A 21,243-nucleotide genomic window follows, 5' to 3' on the forward strand; every position below is an offset into this window, starting at 1 on the left:
TATCATAAGGAACGTTAAAGAGCTAATCTTCTATTTCCTGAAGCCTGACAACTACAGTAGTACCTTTGCCTAATTCGCTGAGGATATCGATTTTGCCGTTGAGTCTTTCGACAATGCGTTTTACAATAGCAAGTCCTATTCCCGTTCCTTCATAGGACGATGCATTAGGTAACCTTTTGAAGATTTCATACACTGTCTTAAGTTCATCAGGAGCAATACCAATTCCGTTGTCCTTTATTTCGTACCGGATCCAGTCTCCCTCCAACGTACTGTTTATAGTAATCAGCGGCTCTTCTACTTTGCTGGAATATTTCACTGCATTGTTGATGATATTCATAAACAACTGGTAGAGCAATGTTTTTTCACCCCATACCGGACGAAGTGTTCCTGTCTGAATACTGGAAAGAGGCATATTGTAAATTTCCAGACATTGCTGTGCAATCTGCTCGATAGTCGAGGAAACTTCTATACGCTCCGGTTTGAAGTTGTAGACCCGGGCTCGAGAGAATTCCAGAATCTTAGACATCATATTTTCCATTAAGGATACCGCATCGAGAATATTGGTAGATACTTTATTGAGAAATACAGGGTCTGTTTCCTTTCGCATCTTCATCAACTGAGCAGATAGTTTTATTGTCGAAAGCGGATTTTTCAAATCATGTGTTACCGTGCTGGAATAGGTGTCGAGTGTATTGTTCAACAGAATAAGTTCTTTATTGAGGCTTTTTATTTCGACAGATTTGCGAAGCATGCTTTCTCTGATCAATTGCCTTACACGTCGCATAAAATAGATATCGTTTTTGTTCCATTTCATAGCTGTGCCTTCTACAGCATCTTTCCATATTTCAAAAGACGTACGCGGAGAAGGGTAGTACTGATCTTTTTGAGAATCATATTTTAATACTTTCTCCGGTTTTCCTGCCCATTTTTCTTCATACACATATTCTTTTCGAAACCAATAAATGCTAAAAGTACGGCTACTGTCAATATCTACTTTTCCGACGCCCGCAAAGCAGGGACAAAAGCTGAAGTTGCTGCTATGGTTCAGAAGAAAATTATGATCCTTAAATAACAGCTTGTCTGTGAAACCATTGATATATTGATGTATGCTTTCAATCTCTTTTGGAGAAGGGGCCGCTCCGTGTGTAATGATACGGTCAGAATAACGTATAGCTACTCCATCTGCGTGGATAAGATCGCCAAGGGACTGAATAGATGAAGATAAAGCGGAGAGAATATCATTCTTTATGAGGAGCTTCTCCTTAAGTTCAAGTTCAAACGTATTGATCTCCCTAAGTAATTGAATATCTTTTTCCTTAACATTACTGAGATATTTGGTGACAGCATATTGTGTCAGCAATACAGCCAGATGCCTTTGAGCAAGATCTACGGCTTTTGCTGTCCTGTGCTGACAAGTGACAAGCCCCCACAACTTGTCATGTACAATAATAGAAAAGCTTATACTCGATTGAGCGCCTGCATTTTCCAAATATTGTAAATGAACCGGTGAAAGAGCCCGTATTGTGGTGTAGGTAAGGTCGAAATCTAATTGTCGTTGACTTCTGATCGCATAAGTCGGAGCAGAGATGTCTGATGTCAATCTCGTCGGGTGTATCAGATAAAGTGCGCGAGCCTGCTTAGGAATATCAAATTCCGGATATCGTAATCCCAAATGAGGCTCACAATCTTCCGCTACACGTTCAGCGATGACTTTGCCGCTTCCGTCCTCCAGAAACTGATAGATCATAACTCTGTCAAATCGGATGACATCATGCACACTTTCGCAAAGTTGTTCCCATACCTTCTGATTAGAACGATCTATCTTTTTTGAATACGAGTATAAGTTCAGCCACGACGGAGGTGTATTGGAAGTAGCTTCAAACTCAAGATAGATATACTCATTGACCCTATAGATGCTCAGGTAATAATCGGATTGTCCGAGCTTTAGTTCAATAACAGAGCGACCTTCTATAGAATGAGAGAAGTGATCGAGGCGTTCTTTAATTTCTTCTGCATGATCCGCGAAATGAAAAGAAAGAAACTTAACGGCGTCCTGTTCAAGATAAAGATCAGGCTCTTCTTGCAGGTAGTTTCCCCAATTTTCACTGATACCGGAGATACTGAGTTTCTGATCCAATATCAATAAAAGGCCGAAATGTTGTACACGGCCACATAAATGAATAGGCTCATTCTCACACAGAATCTGATTGGGGATCATAGATAGCGATTTTTTATAAAGTTAAACTTTAAAATCGACATTTCCCATGACTACAGTAGAAGAGGTAGCGGTTTTAACTCCTACAGTTTCCGGTTATAATTTTTTCAAATGCACAAACAATTTGGGTTAGAAGACCGTTCTAAAATAAATATAAATCCTATGACCCTGAATGTAGTCAGAAAAAGCATCTTTTTTAAGCCCGATTCCAGACGTGTATTAGCACGTTATTTTAACCTCAGTGTAGAACGATCTATCAAAATAGTTCAGCGGGTGCTGAAAATGAGCAAACAGGAAAAAGCAGATACACTTAATCAGGTGCTGCGTAATTTCTCGAAGAGACATCGTAGTGTGGTGTCTATTTTAGAAAAAAATTATAAAAGGACGGAAACCATCCTGAGGGAAATGAATATTAAAGATGAGGATGTTAGTTATAAGGAAAAGCTCCTCATAGGAGCCTATTTTACAATGGAATATTCTATTGAAGCTGCCGCATTTTTTAATCCTTCGGTAGTAGAATCGCCTGATCAGACCCAATTAAAGGATGGGGAAAAGCGGATTATCCTGAGTTTTAGAGCCACTGGTGAAGGACATGTATCCTCTATCGTATTCCGCTCAGCTATTATTGACAAAGACCTCAATATCTATCTGGACGAAGTGGGTACCCTATTGGAAAAACCAAAACAATTTAAAAGTCACCGGTATCAGAAAGAAGATTTTATAGATAAACTGTTACAGATGCATGATCCCGAAGAGGATGTGCTTGCTGTTATCAGAGCCAAACTAACAGATTCCTTTACATATGAAGAACTCCGGAGATTTGTCAAAGAGATGCAGCAGGAAAATGAGTTGACTCAGGATAGTCAGACACTGATGTCACAGATTATGTGGCTGGCTTCTTCTCATTATGAGATGACTTATTCGCTGGATACTTCTATTTCAGAAAGGGTTATCTTTCCAATTTCCGATACGGAGAAAAATGGAATCGAGGATGCCAGATTTGTACGCTTCAGAGGAGAGAAAAATCAGCAGACTTATTATGCGACCTATACTGCTTATGATGGGTTCACGATTCTGCCCAAACTGATGTCTACCAAAGATTTTATTCATTTTAAAGTACAGCCCATTAACGGTAAGATTGCTAATAAAGGAGCCGCTCTTTTCCCAAGGAAAATAAAAGGCAAATATGCCATGTTATGCCGGGTAGATGGTGAAAATAATTACATTGCATTTTCAGAAGATATCAATACCTGGCAACAGGATATCACTTTACTGAAAGAACCGGAATATCCCTGGGAACTGGTACAATTGGGCAATTGCGGATCACCTATAGAAACCGAAAAAGGATGGCTTGTCCTGACACATGGTGTAGGGCCTATGCGGGAATATACGTTAGGAGCAATTTTACTGGACCTCGAAGATCCTACGAAGATAATCGGAAAGTTGAATGAACCTTTGCTATATCCTAATGCAGATGAGAGAGAAGGGTATGTGCCAAATGTAGTATATTCCTGTGGACAGATTATTCACAACGGACATCTTATCATTCCTTATGCTATGTCAGATTATGCTTCTACATATGCATCCGTAGATCTGAAAGAGCTACTGGACGCATTGACATAGTAAGATGCTTCAGGACAGCAGACGGTTGATGTTTAGATATGCCAACCAAAAACATATTGTACTTTCTGCTCCCTGATTCAGATTGACACCATGACTGTCAAGACCATCGCAGCAACCTCCGGAGGATGGATCATAGAGCTGAAGACCCAGTTTATTTTTTCCAAAAAACCACAAAAAAGAAGTCAACATGCGCTGTTTGTATATTTTTTCAAGCGTAATGCTATACATCTCTTCATAAAGTAATACAAGAGATGTGACTTCAATGGGTTGTTGCCCGTATATACAGGGACTTCCACCCTCACTATACCAGGACGCATTACCGATGATGGAGAGATAAGATTCTTTAAATAATATATTGTCCAGAAAATGAAAACTCTCCATTGCCGTAAGTTTCAGAGACTCATTCTCCAGTACTACAGAAGCTCTCAATAGACTCAAAGGTAGTATTGCATTGTCATACGATATTACCTTTTCATACCAGGACCATTCGCTTGTTGAATTTTGCCGGTATTCCTCCGCAAGATAGTGAGCGAGACGATTGATCAGTTCTTTCATTCCGGCATCTTCTGGAGATTTTTCGGAAAGATGTACCAATCCTAAAAGACTATAGCCTACAGCCCGGGGCGATCTTAACCCATCAAGATGGCGTACCGCACGGTCGAATATTTCTCTTCCTAATTTGTGAAAACTGGTATTTACATTGCTTTTCAGCAAATAGCCTAATGACCATATGGTACGGCCCATGGCATCTTCAGTGCCTTCATCATCTAAAAAAACATGTGAAAAAGAAAGGAAATTTCTGAATTTTCCGTTTTCCAGTTGCATGTAATTTATATAGGCCAGATATGTAGATATCAATTGATGGTGGTCTTCAGACGGGTCTTTTTCAAAAGCCATCAAAGCCAGTATAAGTGCCCTTGCATTATCGTCAATACAGTATCCGTGATGATAGTTTGGCGTTATGTATGTGGCATGTTGCAGTATTCCTACATGGTTGGTTAACCTTTTTATATGACTGAGGTCAAAAGAAGGTACTTTTTCTGCTAATTCAGTAATAAGATCTACATCAAGGGCAGCGGCTGCCGGATTTTCATCCATTACCTTTAAATACGACTTGTTCATTTCATTTATGGGGTTTACGAAGAGAGTCTGCTATTGCCCGTGGGAAACAGAGCCGCTATATTCTTTTTCAGAGTCCGGCTGTTGAATGAAATAGTTGGCTTGGCATCTGTCTTTTTAAGGCTTTGCAATAAAGCCAAATGTCGCTTCCCAATATTAGTCCATGACATTTCCTGTCCATATAGTTGCGCATTGGATCTGTATCTGGCCATAAGTAAAGGTTCTTCCAGTAAAAGATTGATAATAGTAGCCAGGCCTTCCGAATCTTTAAAGTCAAACAGAATTCCACGATCATCTGCCAGCAGATCTTTAGCATACCAGTATGGAGTCGAAAGCACTGCCGCACCTGCACCAATTGCGAATGATAATGTACCGCTGCTTATCTGATTTTCATTAGGATATGGTGTTACATAAATATCACAGGCGCTCAGATATTGAACCAGTAATTCTTCTGTGGCAAACGTATCGACAAACTCTACTTTGTCTTCTATACCCAGTTCTTTCACCTTATCCATAAGAGACTGTCTGTATATTTCCCCTTCATGTCGTATAATATTGGGGTGAGTAGATCCAAGTATTATATATTTAAAATCACTATCCTTCACAGATGCGACTGCATCAATAGCGGTTTCAAAACCCTTACTTCTTCCCAGAAAACCAAAGCTAAGCATGACTTTTTTATCACTTAATCCAAGTTTTGCTTTCGCTTCCTCCTGGTCGTAATTGAAATCCGGCACTCCATGTGGAATGAGTTCGACCAGCTGAGCATCAACCTGATAAATATCGCTCAACATATGAATTGCGCGTTCAGTCATCACTGTTATTTTACTGCTATACATAGACAGTTGTTGCAAAATACGCTGTTCATTAGCATTAGGCTGCTGGAGTACCGTGTGTAAATTGGTTATCACCGGAACTTGTAATTTATACAGAAGCTCGAGAATGAATTCACCGGTGTCTCCTCCAAAAATTCCGTACTCATGCTGAATAATACAAGCATCATAATACGAATTAATCAGGTGAGCTGCATTCTTATAACTATCCACATTGTTTCGGTCTATTACAAAAGCGACTTCTTCCGGAAAGGAATCTTCTGATCCATCCGACATTGCAAATATACTGTGTGTTTCAGCAGATGATTTTACCATCGCTTTATAAAGATCTTGTGTGAAAGTGGCGATACCACACTGTCTGGGTGGGTATGTTCCGATGATAGCAGTTCTCATGTGTAGATAATGTTAAATTTGCCGGCAACTGTTATGTGCTGTAAGTATATAAACAGCGAAGTCAACATAATGTTCCTGAGCAAAAGAACATATCGTATTAAAAGAGGATTAATTCTTTTGGAACAGGTATTAATACTTCGGAAGAAGTATTTTTTACAATCAATTTTTCAACTTTTATTAAGCTCAAAGGAAGGTTAATTTCATAAACGAACTATAAAAAGATCAGAATAAACAAAAGAAGCTTCCGGAAATAAAAACGGTACAATTATTAAAATTGTACCGTTGACTATATTCTGAATTACTGTCTGGAACCTCATTCCAGCAGCGGTGCATATAAGTAGGCAATTCCTTTGCCTTACTTTACCTATAATGATTGATATTTAGAGAATGCTAGGACTTATAATATACCCAACCTTCCAGATGCTCAAGATCCTGAGAACGGCTTAGATCAACGAGCGTATTGATATTCAGTTTATAATATAAAAGACTCTCCTCATCTAATATTTTGAGCGGATAAAATAAGGTGTTTTCATTTGGAAGATCAATATTACCATGAAGAGCGATGTATCCCTCTGCAAGCAAATTATCAATAAGAGTATCTGTAATCTTATTCAGATAGCGCATCATCTTGCTGATCCATCTTAATTCTTCCTCCACATAATCCGGATAATGTTCCCTCACAAACCCAAGGATTATTTGTTCACCTTTCAAGTCAAGACCGTCCCGAATCATGCGCAGCCCCATAGATCTGGCTTCTTCCTGATAACAATCCTGTCCATAGGAGAATTGGATCTCTCCAGCAATAGTACTTGCTTCGATCTTGGCGCGTAAAGCCATCTGACGATTTCTCAATTCATGAATATAATTGTATGTTGTATCCATAGTCTGATTATTTAATCTGAATTTATCATTTGGATATACGGTAAGACCGAAGCAAATAACTTAAATTTTATCTACTGCTGTCTCTAAGATCACGTATACGATCATGAGCCTGCAATTGTTTTTCAGCCTGACTTCTGATAACATCTACCACGTTAATAGGAAGATGCGGTGCTTCACGTAATGCCTCCTGGTAAGCTTTTTTGCTGGCATCTTCTCCACGTTCACATTCCTCAAGAATACTCTTACGGTCATTACCGCTAAATGTAGCCTTTACATCCAGCCATAAACGGTGCAATTTGCCTGATGTACGTGTACCTGTAGTTGGCTCCTCACCATTGATGACAACCAATGGATTAAGTTCGCTGTTGAATTGACGGGTTTGTTGGATATAATCTTCAAACAGAGATCTGAGATCAAGATTTTCTTCGTCTTTAAGATCTTCTAATGCTCTGGTATATCCTTCAATTCTGTCATTATTGATTTCAATAAGATCATTCACAATTTCAGCTGTTTTGTTTTCCGTTGTCATATCTTCTCCTTTTTAGTAATGAATAAATATCGATGTAAAGAAGAAACGTAAAATCTGACGAAAAGTTTATTTTGAAATTTTATAAAATATATTTAATGTGTTGACATTCAATTATTTATGTTTATTGTAAAGCTTCAGAAGGGGTATTAATTATTATTATTTCCGTATTAATACGAATTAGATTTCTTTATACCTGATTGATCCTGATATCGAAACTTATCCCCTGAGCAATTGTTTTTTTTAGACAGCTTAGTCTGTAATTTTTACAACACAGAATATTAAATAAACAGGAGAAATAATATGAACACAGAACAAAACAGAGAAGAAAATCTAGACGGACAGAAGGCCTTAGAAAAAATAAGAGAAATTGTAGATGATGCCAAAACATGCTTTTTCTGTACGGATATACGTACCGGAGTGCCGCTTTCTGTACGGCCAATGACAGTATTACAGGTAGATGATAATGGTTATCTGTGGTTTATGACTTCTTCGCAGACACACAAGGATGAAGAAGTTGCTAAAGATCCTTTTGTTAATCTTATGATGCAAAGTGGTAAGAGAGCAGGCTTTCTGAATTTATATGGGATAGCCGAAGAACTGGAAAATCAGGAGAAGATCAATGAACTTTGGAGTCCCGCATTAGAAATCTGGTTTGATGGACCGGAAGATCCCCGGATTGTTTTATTGAGAGTAGAAATTTTAGAAGGTCATTATTGGGATAATAAGAATATTGCTCCCGTAGCAGCATTCAAAATGCTAAAATCTTTGCTAACCGGAAAGCCAGATCACGATGGTATCCATGGAGATCTTACAGTGTAGCCCTTATAAACGTATAAAATAAAAATGCGGGCTCTTCTGTTTATGAAAAGCCCGCATTTATGTTAATGGTTAAATTTAAAGTAATACTTCTTCCAGATATGCTGTAATAGCGCTGTTGAAGAATTCGAGATCATCCGGAGTGCGGCTACTGATCAGGTTGCCATCCTGAATGACCGCATCATCTTCCCAGATTGCCCCTGCATTTTTCAGATCGGAGCGGATGTTGCTGACAGAAGTCATTCTCTTTCCTTTTACAAAGTCAAGTTCTATAAGCGGCCAGGCACCGTGACAGATTGCAGCTATCAGTTTCTTTTGTTCAATAAAATGCCTGATAAAATCTAGTGCTTTAGGTAAGACACGAAGAGCATCAGGACTCAGTGTCCCTCCGGGTAAAATCAGTGCTTCATAAACTGACGGATCAGCCTCTGCAAGATGTACATCAATCGGGTAGGAAGGACCCCAGTCAAAATGATTCCATGACCGTACAAATTCTATATCTTTTGGCGATACAATGTCTGCCTGATATCCCTTATTCTGCAAATATATTTTTGGAGATTTTAATTCGATTTCCTCAAAACCGTCTGCAGCTAAAATGGCTATTTTGTTCATAATATATGTGTATAGATGTATGTATTAAACAGCCTCCTGTAAGAGAATGTTTAGGATACAGCATACATTGCGTATTAATCCTATGTGATCAGGTATATCACATAAACCTTTGCCTGAGACAGGACCTCAAAAACTTTCACCGTAATATCTGTGTTTTACTAAAACAGATTATCATAAAAACTTAAAGACCATGGCTATTAAAAAGGAGAATGCAAAAGTTGGAATCATTAATAAAGACAGACAACCCAAAAAGGAAAAAACCATTACGTCAGTAGTTGAAAAAAGGGATAAAAAACAAGAGGAAGATGGAGAAGCAGGGGTAGATCCTCAGATCGGGCAGCTTCATACTATGCCTGATATGCATACCTACCCTAAAGAACCGAAGAAAAAAACGGCTAAAAAATAGTTTCTATGGACGGCTTTAGAAAGATCTTTTTAGAGGGAGTGGAATGGGGTTTTCTCGGAGAGATTGTTGTTCGCTCTGTTATTATGTTTGCTTTGATCCTGATTATCCTTAGGTTATCAGGCAAGAAAGGTGTACGGCAGTTGACCCTTTTTGAAGTGGCGATCATCCTGAGTCTCGGTTCTGCTGCAGGAGATCCGATGTTTCAGGAAGAGCTCCCCGTGCTGTATGCTTTTGTAGTGTTATTTTCAGTAATACTGATTTATAAATTCGTGACATGGGCTTCGTCAAAATCTGCTTTCCTCAATAAAATGCTGGAAGGTCAGGCTATGGTTGTGGTCAGAGCAGGCGAGTTTGATCTGAAACATGAGCATGACGGAGATTTTTCTAAGATGGAGTTTTTCTCTGAATTGCGCAATCAATCCGTAGAGCATCTGGGTCAGGTAAAAATGGCAGTATTAGAAATAGATGGAACAATGAGCATACTTTTTTATGCAGATAAGGAAGTAAAGTACGGATTACCCCTATTCCCGGATGATTACCGGCAGGTAAAGGAGGAGTCTCAATCTGGTCCGTTTGCCTGTATGTATTGTGGAAGAGTAGAGGAAACAATACCAGACGAAGGCTTTTGTAAACGCTGTAACCGAACTAAATGGACGCAAGCAATGGACAGCAGGAGAATTTGAATAAAAAGTCTTCTGAGCGGTAACGATGCTATAGAGGCTTATTCCGGTTTCCCTGAATAATATTGCTGTTTATTAATCCTTTAAGCAGTAATTTCCATTGTGGATAAGAAGCACCCAAACGGGCTCCCATCCCAACAAAAAAATTACGTAGTTTATCTGTAAGCGCTTCTGCTTCTAAATTCATGAGTTCATTCCGGCCAAAATAATTTGCATTTATACTCGCATTGATACGTTTAATCTGTATGGTGGACGTCGCTACATTCTTGAAAAAGTGCTTAGTTTCATTATCTGACTTATCATTAGGATCCGAACTTGGGCGTAATGTTAAAGTTACCTCCTGAAGGTTATCCTCATCTGTTTCGTCAATGCGTTCAATTCTTACGAAATCAAAACCCTGAGTACTTAATAGACCTGGTCCCGGAATGTCAATTTTAATGTAGTTGCCAACTTTTGCTAAATCGAAGGTCTCCTTTCCAGTTTGATCAATTTGTACGAAAGAAGCCATCGGAAGATCTGCTAACTCATACCACTTATCTATCCTAAGTAGTCGGTTATGGACTATTTCATAAAAATCTTTAGCATCCATTTTTTCAGGGAAGCATACAGACTCTGAAGCATCCATACTACGGCCAGTATGTTGAATAGGAATTTGATGTTTCATAATTTCAGAGATTAGATGTACTATAAAAACGGCGACACGATGCTCATGTTTTATAATAATTAAAGTCAGGTATTTGCCGCAATTAAGCAGAAAAAAGCAGCGTTAAATACGTAATTTATATAAATAGCATGGAAAATATAGGGTATCACTATATCTCTTACATACTTAACAATTATATTTAGTCCGATTTATTTTTGTAGGAGGGGCTGTATGCCACAGAGTGTTTTACTTTACGGAGCAGGCAGCATCTTCTAATGAACCGATTAAAAAAGGTTTTAAGGAAATTCTCTTTAGATAAAAGCTATACTTAAATTATTAGGATAAGATGTAAAACATTTAAAAACAAGAGTTGTTGTATTACGACGGATACCATGAGAAAAAGGATAGTATACCTAATCTTAAAAGGCGGAATCATCGGAAATATATGAACAAAAAAATAGAGAACGGAGCAAACAACTTTAGCGATCAAAAGAATGAGTCTGACTACATCAAAGGGCAGTATTCGCTGTTCGAGGAAGATTTTGATCGGGACCAACTCTGTTTCGATATTTTTTTCAAAGAAGGGCCGTTTGGGATTCTGCTTCTTGACCGGTATTTTCAAATAGGACGTCTCAATCAGAAGCTGGAAAATATGCTGGAGTATAAACCGAAAGAAATGTTGGGCCGGCAGGTTTTTGAATTTCTGGCAGGAGAGGATGCGCTTAGTTTAAAATCTGTTTTACAGAATAGTCAGGCATTGAAGACTCCCTTACTGGTAAGTTTAAGATTTGTAAAGGACAAAAACAAGGTGTTAATAACAGATACTTATGTTCGTAAGTACAAAACAAAGGTTGGCGATGAGCAATATTGTTTGCTTATCTTTGATAAAGAGTTTAGTCCAAATGGTCAGTTGCTGGAATTAAAGCAGGAGATCTACCATACTATTATTGCTACTCAGGAACAGGAAAGACAAAATATTGGACGTTTATTACATGACAGTACTGCGCAGTTACTGTATGCAATCCGGCTCAATCTTCAACACCAGACTCTAAAATCGGGAGAAAAAGATTGGATGCTACCTATGAAAGAAATGTTAAATGAAGCTATTTTTCAGATCAGGAATATATCCATGGATCTTGTTCCATCCGTACTGAATGATTTTGGTTTGAAAGCAGCTATTGGTTCTATGTCTGAACGGATCACTATTCCGGATTTTCAGGTCATTCCGCTGGTACAGGAGAAATGCGAACAATTATCTGATGAGATGAAACTCGCTATTTACCGGATTGTACAGGAGCTCCTGAACAATTGCATGAAGCATGCTGTAGCCACAAGAATCCGGGTAAAAGTAACGATGAAAGATGATTGGGTAAATGTGGAAGTTGGAGATAATGGAAAAGGATTTAAGAAAGATGTACAGGAATGTATGGAAGAAGGGTCTGGATTGAGAAATATTCAGAGCAGAATCAATTTCTATAATGGAAATATAAAAATAAAAACAGAAAATACCGGAACTACCGTGCTTGTAACATTGCAAGTAATATGAATATGAGAAAAATCAGAATAATATTAGCAGAAGACCACCTGGTGGTCAGAAATGGAATCAAATTATTGTTGGATTCTCAGGACAATTTTGAAGTTGTAGGGGAGGTGGGAAGCGGAAAAGAAGTATTAGATCTTTTGACTTCAGGAACAGAGGCCGATATCCTGATTACCGATCTGAGTATGCATAATATTGACGGTCTTCAACTCATGAAAGAGATAGAATCCCGTAATATTGCTCTTAAGGTTATTGTTCTTACCATGCTGGATTGTGATCAGCATGTCTCCAAATCTTTCCAAAGCGGAGCTAAAGCTTATCTGGTAAAAAATGTGGCTGCGGAAGAAATGATCTTCTGCATCAATCACGTCGCAAAGGGAGGAAGGTTCCTGTGTGAAGAATTGACAATGAAGTTTATTGATAAGCTTATTGAAAAATCAGTAACACAACCTACCAAAATTGATCCTGCTGAACTCGACCTTTCCTCTCGTGAACTGGAAGTTCTGGAATTGTTGGGCGAAGGCCTTACAAATCTGGAAATATCAAAACGTTTGTTTCTGAGTAAGCGAACTGTAGAAGGACACAGACAAAGTCTAATCGATAAGACAAAATCTAAAAATACTCCTGCATTGATCAAATTTGCTATTCTTAATGGATTAATTGATTAAAAATCAGCAAAATAGATTCCCCCGTATAAATACGCGGAATTTCAGTATAAACACCCTTTATCGACACAGTTGTAAACTTACTGTTGATAAAGGGTGTTTTTATAGTATACAGATTTTTTACCCATTAAAAATCATAATGCTATGAATAAGACAAAATTAATATTGATGCTCGCTGCAGGCTGTATGCTTTCTGTGGCTGCATGTGGAAATTCTAAAACAGATAATAGCGGACAATCGACTACTGTACCGCCTACAAATGGAGAAGACACGCGTTATAATCAGAATCAGGCGGACTCTCTGGTAATGCCTATAGATTCGAATGTAACCGACACCTCTAACACGGATATTAGATAGAAAGGAACGCCATGTTATTCAGAAAGAAAAAAGTAGCAAAGACTATCTTGGAAGAACCGGATGATCAACCAGCAGGATATGCGATATACTGGACCATCTTAATTGCAGTAGTAATTCTGGCAATACTCTATTTTGTCTTTTTTAAGGATAGATAGGGAAGTAAAAATTATGTTATGGAAGAAATTAATAAGCCCGTAAATCCTATTCATAAATATCCCGGGCCACCGTTTAGAAAACAGGAACAATATCCACCCGGTCTTGAAAAAGGATTAGATCCTCAGGCTGATCACGGAGAGAATTCGTATAAGGGAAATGGACTCCTGCAAGGCAAGAAAGCGTTAATCACAGGTGGAGATTCGGGAATAGGTAAAGCTATTGCCATCGCTTTTGCCAGAGAAGGTGCAGATGTAATAATCTCCTATCTCAATGAAGACGAAGATGCCATCGATACCAAAAACTGGGTTGAAGCGGCAGGAGCAAATGCGATATTAATGCCGGGTGATATTAGAGATGAGAGACATTGTCAGTTACTGATTTCGAAAGCTGTAGAGGAATGGGGTGGAATAGATATTTTAGTAAACAATGCCGCTTATCAGCGGACTTATAAGGATTTCGACTCCATACCAGCTGACGAATGGCGGGAGGTATTTGACACAAATGTACATGCGATGTTTTACTTATGTCATGAGGCTTTGCCTTATATGCCGGAAGGAAGCAGCATCATTAATACAACATCTGTAAACGCGTATCACCCTAATCCGATACTCTTACCTTATGCTGCGACAAAAGCTGCTATACAAAACTTTACAGCCAATATGGCGCAGATGATGCTGGAAGCTGATAATGGCATTCGTGTAAATGCAGTAGCTCCAGGTCCGATATGGACCCCGCTAATACCTTCCACGATTCCCGATCATGAGAATTTTGGTAAAGATACACCTATGGGAAGACCGGGGCAGCCAGCGGAGATTGCACCTATTTTTGTATTTCTGGCTTCTGCTGCGGCTTCTTATATCTCGGGAGCAACTATTCCGGCAACAGGAGGTAAAATAGCCTTTTAGCACTTAAACTTAATATTACACATGGAGATTAATAACGATAAACTGAACTTCTGCGGGGCTTACTTTTCTAAAAAAAATCTTAAACTCATACTTGCAGAAAGTATGACAGCAGGATTTGTAGCGTCCGTGATAAGTCTGGAAATTAATTCCGGAGATTACTTCTTAGGTTCAATTGTCTGTTATCATGATGATATGAAAATATTGAGTCTGGGTGTTGAGCCGGATCTCATCCAAAAAGCCGGCGCTGTATCTGAAGAGGTTACGAATGCCTTATTAAATGGCTTAAAGGATAGATATGAAGCGCACATCGCTGTCGCTCTCACAGGAATTGCATTTGAAGATAAGGCCATTAGTGCTGAAAATCCAGTAGGAACGGTTTTCCTTCAGATCCAATATCAAAATTCATTCATAAATAAAAAATGTCTCTTTACAGGGGAAGCACATGACATCATAATGGCGACAGCCAATGAGATTATTGAGAATCTGTACGAAATGGTGTTGCTTTCAGAGACGCAGGAGAAAGATAAGATTTAGCGTTGAAGCACTAACAGGAAACAAAAAAAGCAGTTCTTAATAAAAAAAACTGCTTATGCAAAAAAAACTATAGTAGTAATTAGCTTAATCTCACATTGATAGCGTTCAATCCTTTTGGAGTGCGCTCTACTTCGTAGGTAACTTCGTCACCTTCTCTAACTTGGTTTTTAAGTCCTGTAGTGTGTACGAAAACATCAGCACTACCATCTTGAGGAGTAATAAAACCAAATCCTTTAGTTTCATTAAAAAACTTTACAGTTCCTGTATTCATTGTATTGTATTAAAATTATTTATACAAGAGTACGGTTTTATTTTGGTTAAATTTCGAAATACTTTTAAAAAAAGTTTTCATTATGGTAAAAGGCCTTAATTGTTGTTTTATGCCATTTTAACATATTGCAATTGTAACAAAAAAAACTAAAAAAGTTGGAAATCAGCTATATCTGAAAAAATGCACTTTTATACAATTGTCTCTGTTTTATTTAATTGGACAGGGCATTTGTCAGCAAAATGGTTCACCGGTCAAAGCGTTATTAACATATATTTAACTTTGAAATGGATCCTTAACTCTTTAAATTTGTTATCTTTGAACACTACATTCTGACAAGATCATTAATATCAGTGCTCTATTCGGAGCGTAATTTTATCTGATGTCAAAAATAAAATTCATAAATAATGGTAGCTCATTATTTTCCAAAGACCTCCGTAACAGAGTAAATCAATATTTCGGTACGACTTCTAAAGAAAAAGTTGGAGATTTTCGTCTCTTTCTAAAAGCAATTCTGCTTATTGTATCGGCCCTGTCCATATATGTATTTCTTGTTTTTTTCTCTTATCCAGCCTGGTTAGGAATTATATTAAGTATCATATTCGGATGCAATCTGGCTGGTATTGGTTTTAATATTATGCATGATGCAGGGCATGATACTTTTTCTGCAAATAAAAAAGTTAATCGTGTATTCTCCTACAGTCTCAATCTCTTGGGAGGGAGTATATTCTTCTGGAAACTCAAACATAATATTGCTCACCATACCTATACCAACGTACAAGGGCACGATCACGATATAGATGTAAAGTTTATGCGGTTGCATGATGACCAACCCTTTCGCTGGTATCATAGATTTCAATATATCTACTTTATTCTGCTTTATTCCATATCGTATATGGCCTGGGTATTCTATCAGGATTATGAGAAATATTTCAGAGGAACAATGAATAAAGGAGGCGAAAGTTTTCGCTTTCCCACAAAAGAGAAGGCTATTTTTTGGATAACCAAGGTTTTTCATCTGGGGATTTTTATTGTCTTACCAGTCTGCTTTGCAGGTTGGCAGGCCGCATGCATAGGTCTTGTTATCGCTTTTGTGAGCTGTGGTTTATGCCTTGCATTTGTGTTTCAGTTAGCGCATGTTGTAGGTGAAACCCATTTCCCTACTGTAAAGGAACATGAAGATATAAAAGAAGAGTGGATGGTTCACCAGCTTGAAACAACAGCCAACTTCTCAACAAATAATAAATTGCTTTCCTGGTTACTCGGAGGGCTTAATTATCAGGTTGAACACCATCTGTTTCCTAAGATCAGCCATATTCATTATCCGGAAATCAATAAACTTGTAAAGCAGACCTGCAAGGATCATGGAATAGGATATATCGAGTTTAAAAGCTTAGGGCAAGCCGTGTGGTCTCATATACGGCATATTCATAAAATGTCCGTAAATGCATAATGCTTTGTACTTGCTTATAAAGGTTTTTTAAGCTATTTCAGCTTAACAAGAGGATGATTTAATCCGTTAACTTCATTTTTTATAATTTCATATTTATCCAGACTGTCTAATAGCTGGGTAAGATTTTTGAATCCAAAAGTACGGGCGTCAAAACTCGGATCAATCTTTCGTAAAGCCAGTCCTATTTTAGCAATAAAAGTTTCATCATCCTCATTTGTCGCAATTGAGAATGCCTTATCAATTTTGATCATTTCTGATTTGGGTAAGGTAGCTTTGGTGATTTTAACAGACTCCGGTTTTTTGTTAATCTTTTCAGCAATGGCTCTTGCCGGTCTTTTTTTATTATCCGCAGCAATAGCAGCAATTTCTTCTACTTCTACCAGATTCTCTGTGAAAGTGAAAATCTCACAAGAGTTAACAAATGCGATAGGCGTAATCTTTCGGCCTATTCCCATAACAAACAGCCCCTCTTCCCTGATCCGCTTCGCTAATCCGGTATAGTCACTGTCACTGGATACAATACAGAAGCCATCCACACTCTTACCGTGCAGAATATCCATCGCATCTATGATAAGGGAACTGTCAGTAGAGTTTTTACCGGAGGTGTAAGAAAATTTTTGAATTGGATTTATTGAATATTCGTTTAATATATCTTTCCAGCTATTCATTTGCGGACTTGTCCAGTCTCCGTAAATACGTCTGATTGTAGCTTTCCCGTATTTGGAGACTTCAGCTATTAATTCTTTAATCAGACTCGCCTGAGCATTGTCTCCATCTATTAGAACAGCAATATTAAATTTGGAATCGTTCATTTCTTTGTGTCTGTTACTGCATCAGAATAGTAGATTGGGATAATAACATCCTTTTACTCCACCCTCAATAGTTTCTAATTTATGAAAATTTATTGAGTATGTATGCTGATATGGATCAGACTATAATACTTTCCGAAACAGAGTCTTGTTGTTTTTTGTGATAAATTACTATTTTTAGTGATTCAACCCGGCAGCGCAATGAAGCCGGCGTTAAAACGTTAATAATAGTTATGAAGAAAAATATAATATGTTACTGTATCCTTCTTTTGGGAATGTTGGCCATTCCTGATCTGTCTTCAGCGCAGGAATCCGATACTGTGCCCGAATTGGTCGATGATATTCAGGTCGATGTTAAAAATGTAAGTGTGGATGCAAAGACCAAGACACTGACATTGGATCTTTTTTTAATCTCCTATCAAAAAAATCCGAGAGAATTTAAGCTGAATACATTTGCAACTCAAGTGCTGGACGCTAAGGGGCAGACGTATATGTATTCCACAATGCAGATGGGAAAAGTGTTGATTAAGCTGTCCGACAGACAGAATTACCTTCACTATTTCATGGAAGATGAAGTTCCGGTAGCTTTTAAGATTACAGTAGATAACTGGGCGAAAGGAAATAAAGCGAAAGTTGTGAAGCTCGTTTTTGAGGATAGCACTGAAGCTGGTAAATTTATAGAAAAGGCTGTCAATTTGTAAATGACAGCCTTTTTGTGTTATCTTGAATATCGGATTTGTTGACGATCCATCATACCCATCTGATCTTTCATCATCTTGATCTGCTCGGTCAGCAATTTATTTTTATCCGCTTTCTTCGCTTCCTGTAAGTACTTCTCCGCCTCTCTTTTGTTGCGCTTAGCCATAGCGATACCTGCCAGACTCAATTTTGCAAGGGCTATATTATGATCCATATGAAGTCCCAGCGATAGGGCCTTCTTAAAGAATTTTTCAGATTGTAAAGGTGCTCTTCTGGATTCGATAAGCCCGATTAGCATATTGTAATATCCGTGCTGTGCAGGGATCAGTTGTTTTTCATAGTTTGTAATTCTGTTTAACCACTGTTCTGCCTTTTCCATTTTTTCCTTACGCATAAACCACTGAGCTAACAGCATATTTTCATTGAAAAATACGGTTACCCAGGCTAATATAGTGATCAGAATGCCTAAAACTCCCCATCCCCATTGTCCAAACCAAAAAAGGACAACGGTACCGACTAACAGCAGACAGCTGATAATAATTCGAATTAGATTTGACATGTGTCTTTGATTTTGTACTTTAAATTGCAAATATCCATTAATTTAGCCGCAAGTACAACTTGTTGGCAGCATAAAATTGTAAAAATTGTAAATTTGAAATATGGAAAAGCGTTATGATGAAAGTTGGGATGTGATTTTGAAGCCACTCTTTAAAGAACCTTATATGCGGTCATTGTCACAATTTGTACAGCAGGAACGGCAACGTTGCCTTATCTTTCCCCCGGAAGATCTGGTTTTAAATGCTTTTAAACTGACTCCTCTGGATCAGGTTAAGGTTGTTATATTGGGGCAGGATCCCTATCACAATGATGGCCAGGCGCATGGTCTTTCTTTTTCTGTGCCGGATGGTATTGCTCTTCCCCCTTCTCTGCGCAATATTTATTCAGAATTGCAGACAGATATTCCGGGATTTAAGTATCCTGCAACTGGCAACCTCACGAAATGGGCCAGACAGGGGGTGCTGTTGCTTAATGCAACTCTTACCGTAAGAGCACATGAGGCGGGTTCGCACCAAAAAAGGGGGTGGGAATTATTTACAGATCAGATCATACAAAAAATTTCGGAACAGTGCGAGCATGTCGTATTCATTCTGTGGGGAAGTTATGCTCAGAAAAAGGCAGTTCTGATTGATAAAAGTAAGCACCTGATTCTGACTGCAGTGCATCCCTCACCTTTGTCTGTGTACCGTGGCTTTTTTGGTTGTAAACATTTCTCACAGGCCAATGAATATTTAAAAGGTCATGGAAGATTGCCGATAGACTGGCGGATAGAAACGGATTAGGCAGATTGTTCTGCAGTTCTCGGAAATGGAAGCTCCGTGTTTGAAAGTCTCTTCACATGTCTGATGTTAAATTTCACACCAGCCTGGATAACATGTGTTGTCAGGAGATGACTGTCATACGTAATTTGAAAAGGTTGTTCCGGATCCAAAGCCGGATCGGCGATACCGACTACTGCATATTCCCACTCGCCTGTAGGGGTATAACGGGAAATGGTTATTTGACGATCTTCCATGATACGGAAAGCATACCATGCTCCTTCACCCACTCCGCCCAGATATTGAGCATGTTCCGGAATAGAAGTCGGTTTAGCGTCACACTCCATTCCGCCAATGATGAGATCATCAGGTAGTAAAGCTGCTTTCTTGCTCCGTACATTATCTGCCAACTTGCTGAGTAGGAATAGGAACGATTGCCAGCGGTTCATTCTGAAGTTTTTTAAACCATTTTCCGGACTGTAAGAGTAGACAGATCTGCAGTTATTTGCATTTACAACATTACTAATGGGACTGCATTTTATTGTTTCCGGAAAATTAATCCAGTGCAACCAGGTGTATTTCTGAGAGGAATTGAATAGAAGTCGGGTAATAAACCGGGAACAGTTATTATTTCCACGAGCTACTGCTCCGTAGGGTGTAGATCCTTGAAGTACAACAGTATCCGCATATTTTTTCGCCTGATCAAAGTTGATATCTTCTGCTACTGAGAAATACAATTCCCCGAACCCCTGCATATCTTCCCGCATAGACTCAAAGTAGTGGACAATGTTTTCCAGATTGCTTATTTTTCCCTCCTTGTCAAACCGGGCTTTAAAGTCGATGGTCAGTCTTGGATCTGATTCTTTAGATCGGGCTCTTCCATGTCCTCGTGGGGAGATATACCTGCCAAAATCATAATACAACAGCTCTCCGGAGGATGCGCTGACCAGTACGATGCCAGTATGACCGACTTTGAAATTTAAATTTTTTACGATTCCTATCTTTTTGAAAAACATCATCCAGGCCTCATCGCCCCGTATTGTTGAATCGGGCCAGGCAAGAATTAATGCAAAATCTTTAAACTCAGGTACAGTCTTATCCATAGGCTAATACTCCAAAGGGATGATAGGCTCCTTTTTACTGGTAGACATGATCATCATCGTCTGGAATGTCTTTACAAAAGGGATTTTAGATATCTTTTCCATGATGACAGCTTCATAAGCTTTAATGTCTTTGACATACACTTTTAAGATAAAATCACAATTTCCGGTCACGTGGTGACACTCTGTTACTTCTGGAATTCCCTTTACAGCTTCCACAAATTCAGGAATTGCATTATGGGTATGAAAATCTAAAGAAATCTGTATAAAAGATTTGATTCCCAGCCCAAGCTTCTCCTCATCCACAAAAGCATGATAGCTTTTGATGAATCCGGAATTCTCCAACTTACGTACGCGTTCCAGCGTTGGGGCAGGAGAAAGGCCAATGCTTGAAGCTAACTGCAGGTTGGTCACCCGACCGTTCTCTTGAAGAAGCTTCAAAATTTTTAAGTCAGTTTTGTCAGGCTGAAAAGGCATATTTTCAATTTAGTTTTATGATTAAATGTAAAGATAATAAAAAATATCCGAATAATATTTGGTTATAGGTTCTTTATATAAACAATTATTCTTGACATAAAAAGTTTAAATTTTCGCTTAACTATTTTGTTTTTAGGTGTTTATGTTATTTTTGCCCTTGTGGAGTGAGATTGCAGTGGATAAGAAAGAACAAAAGTGATGTAAGTCATATTT

At 38.4% G+C, this 21,243-nt stretch carries 24 protein-coding genes; 12 read left to right on the forward strand and 12 right to left on the reverse strand.

Annotation, left to right across the window (positions count from 1 at the left end):
- Positions 1–22 precede the first annotated feature (22 nt).
- Positions 23–2,218, reverse strand: coding sequence for an ATP-binding protein (locus B4B65_RS01200; protein ID WP_293912636.1), 2,196 nt, complete (start codon positions 2,216–2,218; stop codon positions 23–25).
- 159 nt (positions 2,219–2,377) lie between these two features.
- On the opposite strand from B4B65_RS01200, the gene B4B65_RS01205 reads away from it, so the two are divergent.
- Positions 2,378–3,838 (forward strand): glycoside hydrolase family 130 protein, encoded by a 1,461-nt coding sequence (locus B4B65_RS01205; RefSeq protein ID WP_201681680.1) that lies wholly within the window; start codon positions 2,378–2,380, stop codon positions 3,836–3,838.
- 9 nt (positions 3,839–3,847) lie between these two features.
- On the opposite strand, the gene B4B65_RS01210 is transcribed toward B4B65_RS01205, so the two are convergent.
- The 4 genes from B4B65_RS01210 to B4B65_RS01225 all read right to left on the reverse strand — a co-directional run bounded on the left by B4B65_RS01210 (position 3,848) and on the right by B4B65_RS01225 (position 7,594).
- Positions 3,848–4,960: a hypothetical protein gene (locus B4B65_RS01210; protein WP_293912638.1), complete on the reverse strand. Its 1,113-nt coding sequence runs from the start codon at positions 4,958–4,960 to the stop codon at positions 3,848–3,850.
- Positions 4,961–4,974: 14 nt separating this feature from the next.
- Complete coding sequence (locus B4B65_RS01215) at positions 4,975–6,183, reverse strand: glycosyltransferase family 4 protein (RefSeq protein WP_293912640.1); 1,209 nt, start codon at positions 6,181–6,183, stop codon at positions 4,975–4,977.
- 390 nt (positions 6,184–6,573) lie between these two features.
- Positions 6,574–7,065 (reverse strand): hypothetical protein, encoded by a 492-nt coding sequence (locus B4B65_RS01220; protein WP_201681171.1) that lies wholly within the window; start codon positions 7,063–7,065, stop codon positions 6,574–6,576.
- Positions 7,066–7,132: 67 nt separating this feature from the next.
- Positions 7,133–7,594, reverse strand: a complete 462-nt coding sequence (locus B4B65_RS01225; protein ID WP_201681172.1) for a ferritin-like domain-containing protein — start codon at positions 7,592–7,594, stop codon at positions 7,133–7,135.
- Between the two features lie 300 nt (positions 7,595–7,894).
- On the opposite strand from B4B65_RS01225, the gene B4B65_RS01230 reads away from it, so the two are divergent.
- Positions 7,895–8,413 (forward strand): pyridoxamine 5'-phosphate oxidase family protein, encoded by a 519-nt coding sequence (locus B4B65_RS01230; protein ID WP_201681173.1) that lies wholly within the window; start codon positions 7,895–7,897, stop codon positions 8,411–8,413.
- Between the two features lie 75 nt (positions 8,414–8,488).
- Here the strand turns inward: B4B65_RS01230 and B4B65_RS01235 are convergent, their stop codons facing one another.
- On the reverse strand, positions 8,489–9,022 hold the full coding sequence (locus B4B65_RS01235; RefSeq protein ID WP_293912644.1) for a type 1 glutamine amidotransferase domain-containing protein: 534 nt from the start codon (positions 9,020–9,022) through the stop codon (positions 8,489–8,491).
- Positions 9,023–9,212: 190 nt separating this feature from the next.
- Between B4B65_RS01235 and B4B65_RS01240 the strand changes: the two genes are divergently transcribed.
- Together B4B65_RS01240 and B4B65_RS01245 are read left to right on the forward strand one after the other, a co-directional pair.
- Positions 9,213–9,428, forward strand: coding sequence for a hypothetical protein (locus B4B65_RS01240; protein WP_293912646.1), 216 nt, complete (start codon positions 9,213–9,215; stop codon positions 9,426–9,428).
- A gap of 5 nt (positions 9,429–9,433) precedes the next feature.
- Entirely contained in the window at positions 9,434–10,111 is a 678-nt protein-coding gene (locus B4B65_RS01245; protein WP_293912648.1) for a DUF421 domain-containing protein, read from the forward strand.
- 28 nt (positions 10,112–10,139) lie between these two features.
- Here B4B65_RS01245 and B4B65_RS01250 read toward each other — a convergent pair whose 3' ends face one another.
- Complete coding sequence (locus B4B65_RS01250) at positions 10,140–10,772, reverse strand: hypothetical protein (protein ID WP_293912650.1); 633 nt, start codon at positions 10,770–10,772, stop codon at positions 10,140–10,142.
- A gap of 424 nt (positions 10,773–11,196) precedes the next feature.
- On the opposite strand from B4B65_RS01250, the gene B4B65_RS01255 reads away from it, so the two are divergent.
- From B4B65_RS01255 to B4B65_RS01275, 5 genes are all read left to right on the forward strand, one after another.
- The gene (locus B4B65_RS01255) at positions 11,197–12,297 is read left to right on the forward strand and encodes an ATP-binding protein (protein WP_293912652.1); all 1,101 of its coding nucleotides are present in this window, start codon (positions 11,197–11,199) and stop codon (positions 12,295–12,297) included.
- A 2-nt stretch (positions 12,298–12,299) separates the two neighbouring features.
- Positions 12,300–12,959 carry a response regulator transcription factor gene (locus tag B4B65_RS01260; RefSeq protein WP_002998156.1) on the forward strand — a complete coding sequence of 220 codons (660 nt, stop codon included), beginning with the start codon at positions 12,300–12,302 and terminating at the stop codon, positions 12,957–12,959.
- 141 nt (positions 12,960–13,100) lie between these two features.
- Positions 13,101–13,313: a hypothetical protein gene (locus B4B65_RS01265; RefSeq protein ID WP_293912654.1), complete on the forward strand. Its 213-nt coding sequence runs from the start codon at positions 13,101–13,103 to the stop codon at positions 13,311–13,313.
- Between the two features lie 173 nt (positions 13,314–13,486).
- A complete protein-coding gene (locus B4B65_RS01270) occupies positions 13,487–14,374 on the forward strand; it encodes an SDR family oxidoreductase (protein ID WP_293912656.1) in 888 nt (295 codons plus the stop codon).
- Between the two features lie 21 nt (positions 14,375–14,395).
- Positions 14,396–14,908: a CinA family protein gene (locus tag B4B65_RS01275; RefSeq protein WP_293912658.1), complete on the forward strand. Its 513-nt coding sequence runs from the start codon at positions 14,396–14,398 to the stop codon at positions 14,906–14,908.
- Positions 14,909–14,987: 79 nt separating this feature from the next.
- On the opposite strand, the gene B4B65_RS01280 is transcribed toward B4B65_RS01275, so the two are convergent.
- Entirely contained in the window at positions 14,988–15,179 is a 192-nt protein-coding gene (locus B4B65_RS01280) for a cold-shock protein (protein ID WP_002998145.1), read from the reverse strand.
- A gap of 379 nt (positions 15,180–15,558) precedes the next feature.
- Here B4B65_RS01280 and B4B65_RS01285 point away from each other — a divergent pair, with 379 nt between their 5' ends.
- Positions 15,559–16,629: a fatty acid desaturase family protein gene (locus B4B65_RS01285; RefSeq protein ID WP_201681182.1), complete on the forward strand. Its 1,071-nt coding sequence runs from the start codon at positions 15,559–15,561 to the stop codon at positions 16,627–16,629.
- A gap of 32 nt (positions 16,630–16,661) precedes the next feature.
- Here B4B65_RS01285 and B4B65_RS01290 read toward each other — a convergent pair whose 3' ends face one another.
- The gene (locus tag B4B65_RS01290; RefSeq protein ID WP_293912661.1) at positions 16,662–17,441 is read right to left on the reverse strand and encodes an NYN domain-containing protein; all 780 of its coding nucleotides are present in this window, start codon (positions 17,439–17,441) and stop codon (positions 16,662–16,664) included.
- Between the two features lie 230 nt (positions 17,442–17,671).
- Here B4B65_RS01290 and B4B65_RS01295 point away from each other — a divergent pair, with 230 nt between their 5' ends.
- Positions 17,672–18,139, forward strand: a complete 468-nt coding sequence (locus B4B65_RS01295) for a hypothetical protein (RefSeq protein ID WP_293912663.1) — start codon at positions 17,672–17,674, stop codon at positions 18,137–18,139.
- A 17-nt stretch (positions 18,140–18,156) separates the two neighbouring features.
- On the opposite strand, the gene B4B65_RS01300 is transcribed toward B4B65_RS01295, so the two are convergent.
- Positions 18,157–18,696: a DUF2892 domain-containing protein gene (locus B4B65_RS01300; RefSeq protein ID WP_293912665.1), complete on the reverse strand. Its 540-nt coding sequence runs from the start codon at positions 18,694–18,696 to the stop codon at positions 18,157–18,159.
- 100 nt (positions 18,697–18,796) lie between these two features.
- Between B4B65_RS01300 and ung the strand changes: the two genes are divergently transcribed.
- Positions 18,797–19,477, forward strand: coding sequence for a uracil-DNA glycosylase (ung, locus tag B4B65_RS01305; protein ID WP_201681185.1), 681 nt, complete (start codon positions 18,797–18,799; stop codon positions 19,475–19,477).
- Here ung and B4B65_RS01310 read toward each other — a convergent pair.
- Together B4B65_RS01310 and B4B65_RS01315 are read right to left on the reverse strand one after the other, a co-directional pair.
- Complete coding sequence (locus tag B4B65_RS01310) at positions 19,474–20,556, reverse strand: DUF6695 family protein (protein WP_293912667.1); 1,083 nt, start codon at positions 20,554–20,556, stop codon at positions 19,474–19,476. The genes ung and B4B65_RS01310 overlap by 4 nt on opposite strands.
- 3 nt (positions 20,557–20,559) lie before the next feature.
- Positions 20,560–21,030, reverse strand: coding sequence for an Lrp/AsnC family transcriptional regulator (locus B4B65_RS01315; RefSeq protein WP_002998128.1), 471 nt, complete (start codon positions 21,028–21,030; stop codon positions 20,560–20,562).
- Positions 21,031–21,243: the final 213 nt, after the last annotated feature.

The sequence above is a fragment of the Sphingobacterium sp. UBA5789 genome, from assembly GCF_002418355.1.
In the GTDB taxonomy this organism is placed as follows: Bacteria; Bacteroidota; Bacteroidia; order Sphingobacteriales; family Sphingobacteriaceae; genus Sphingobacterium.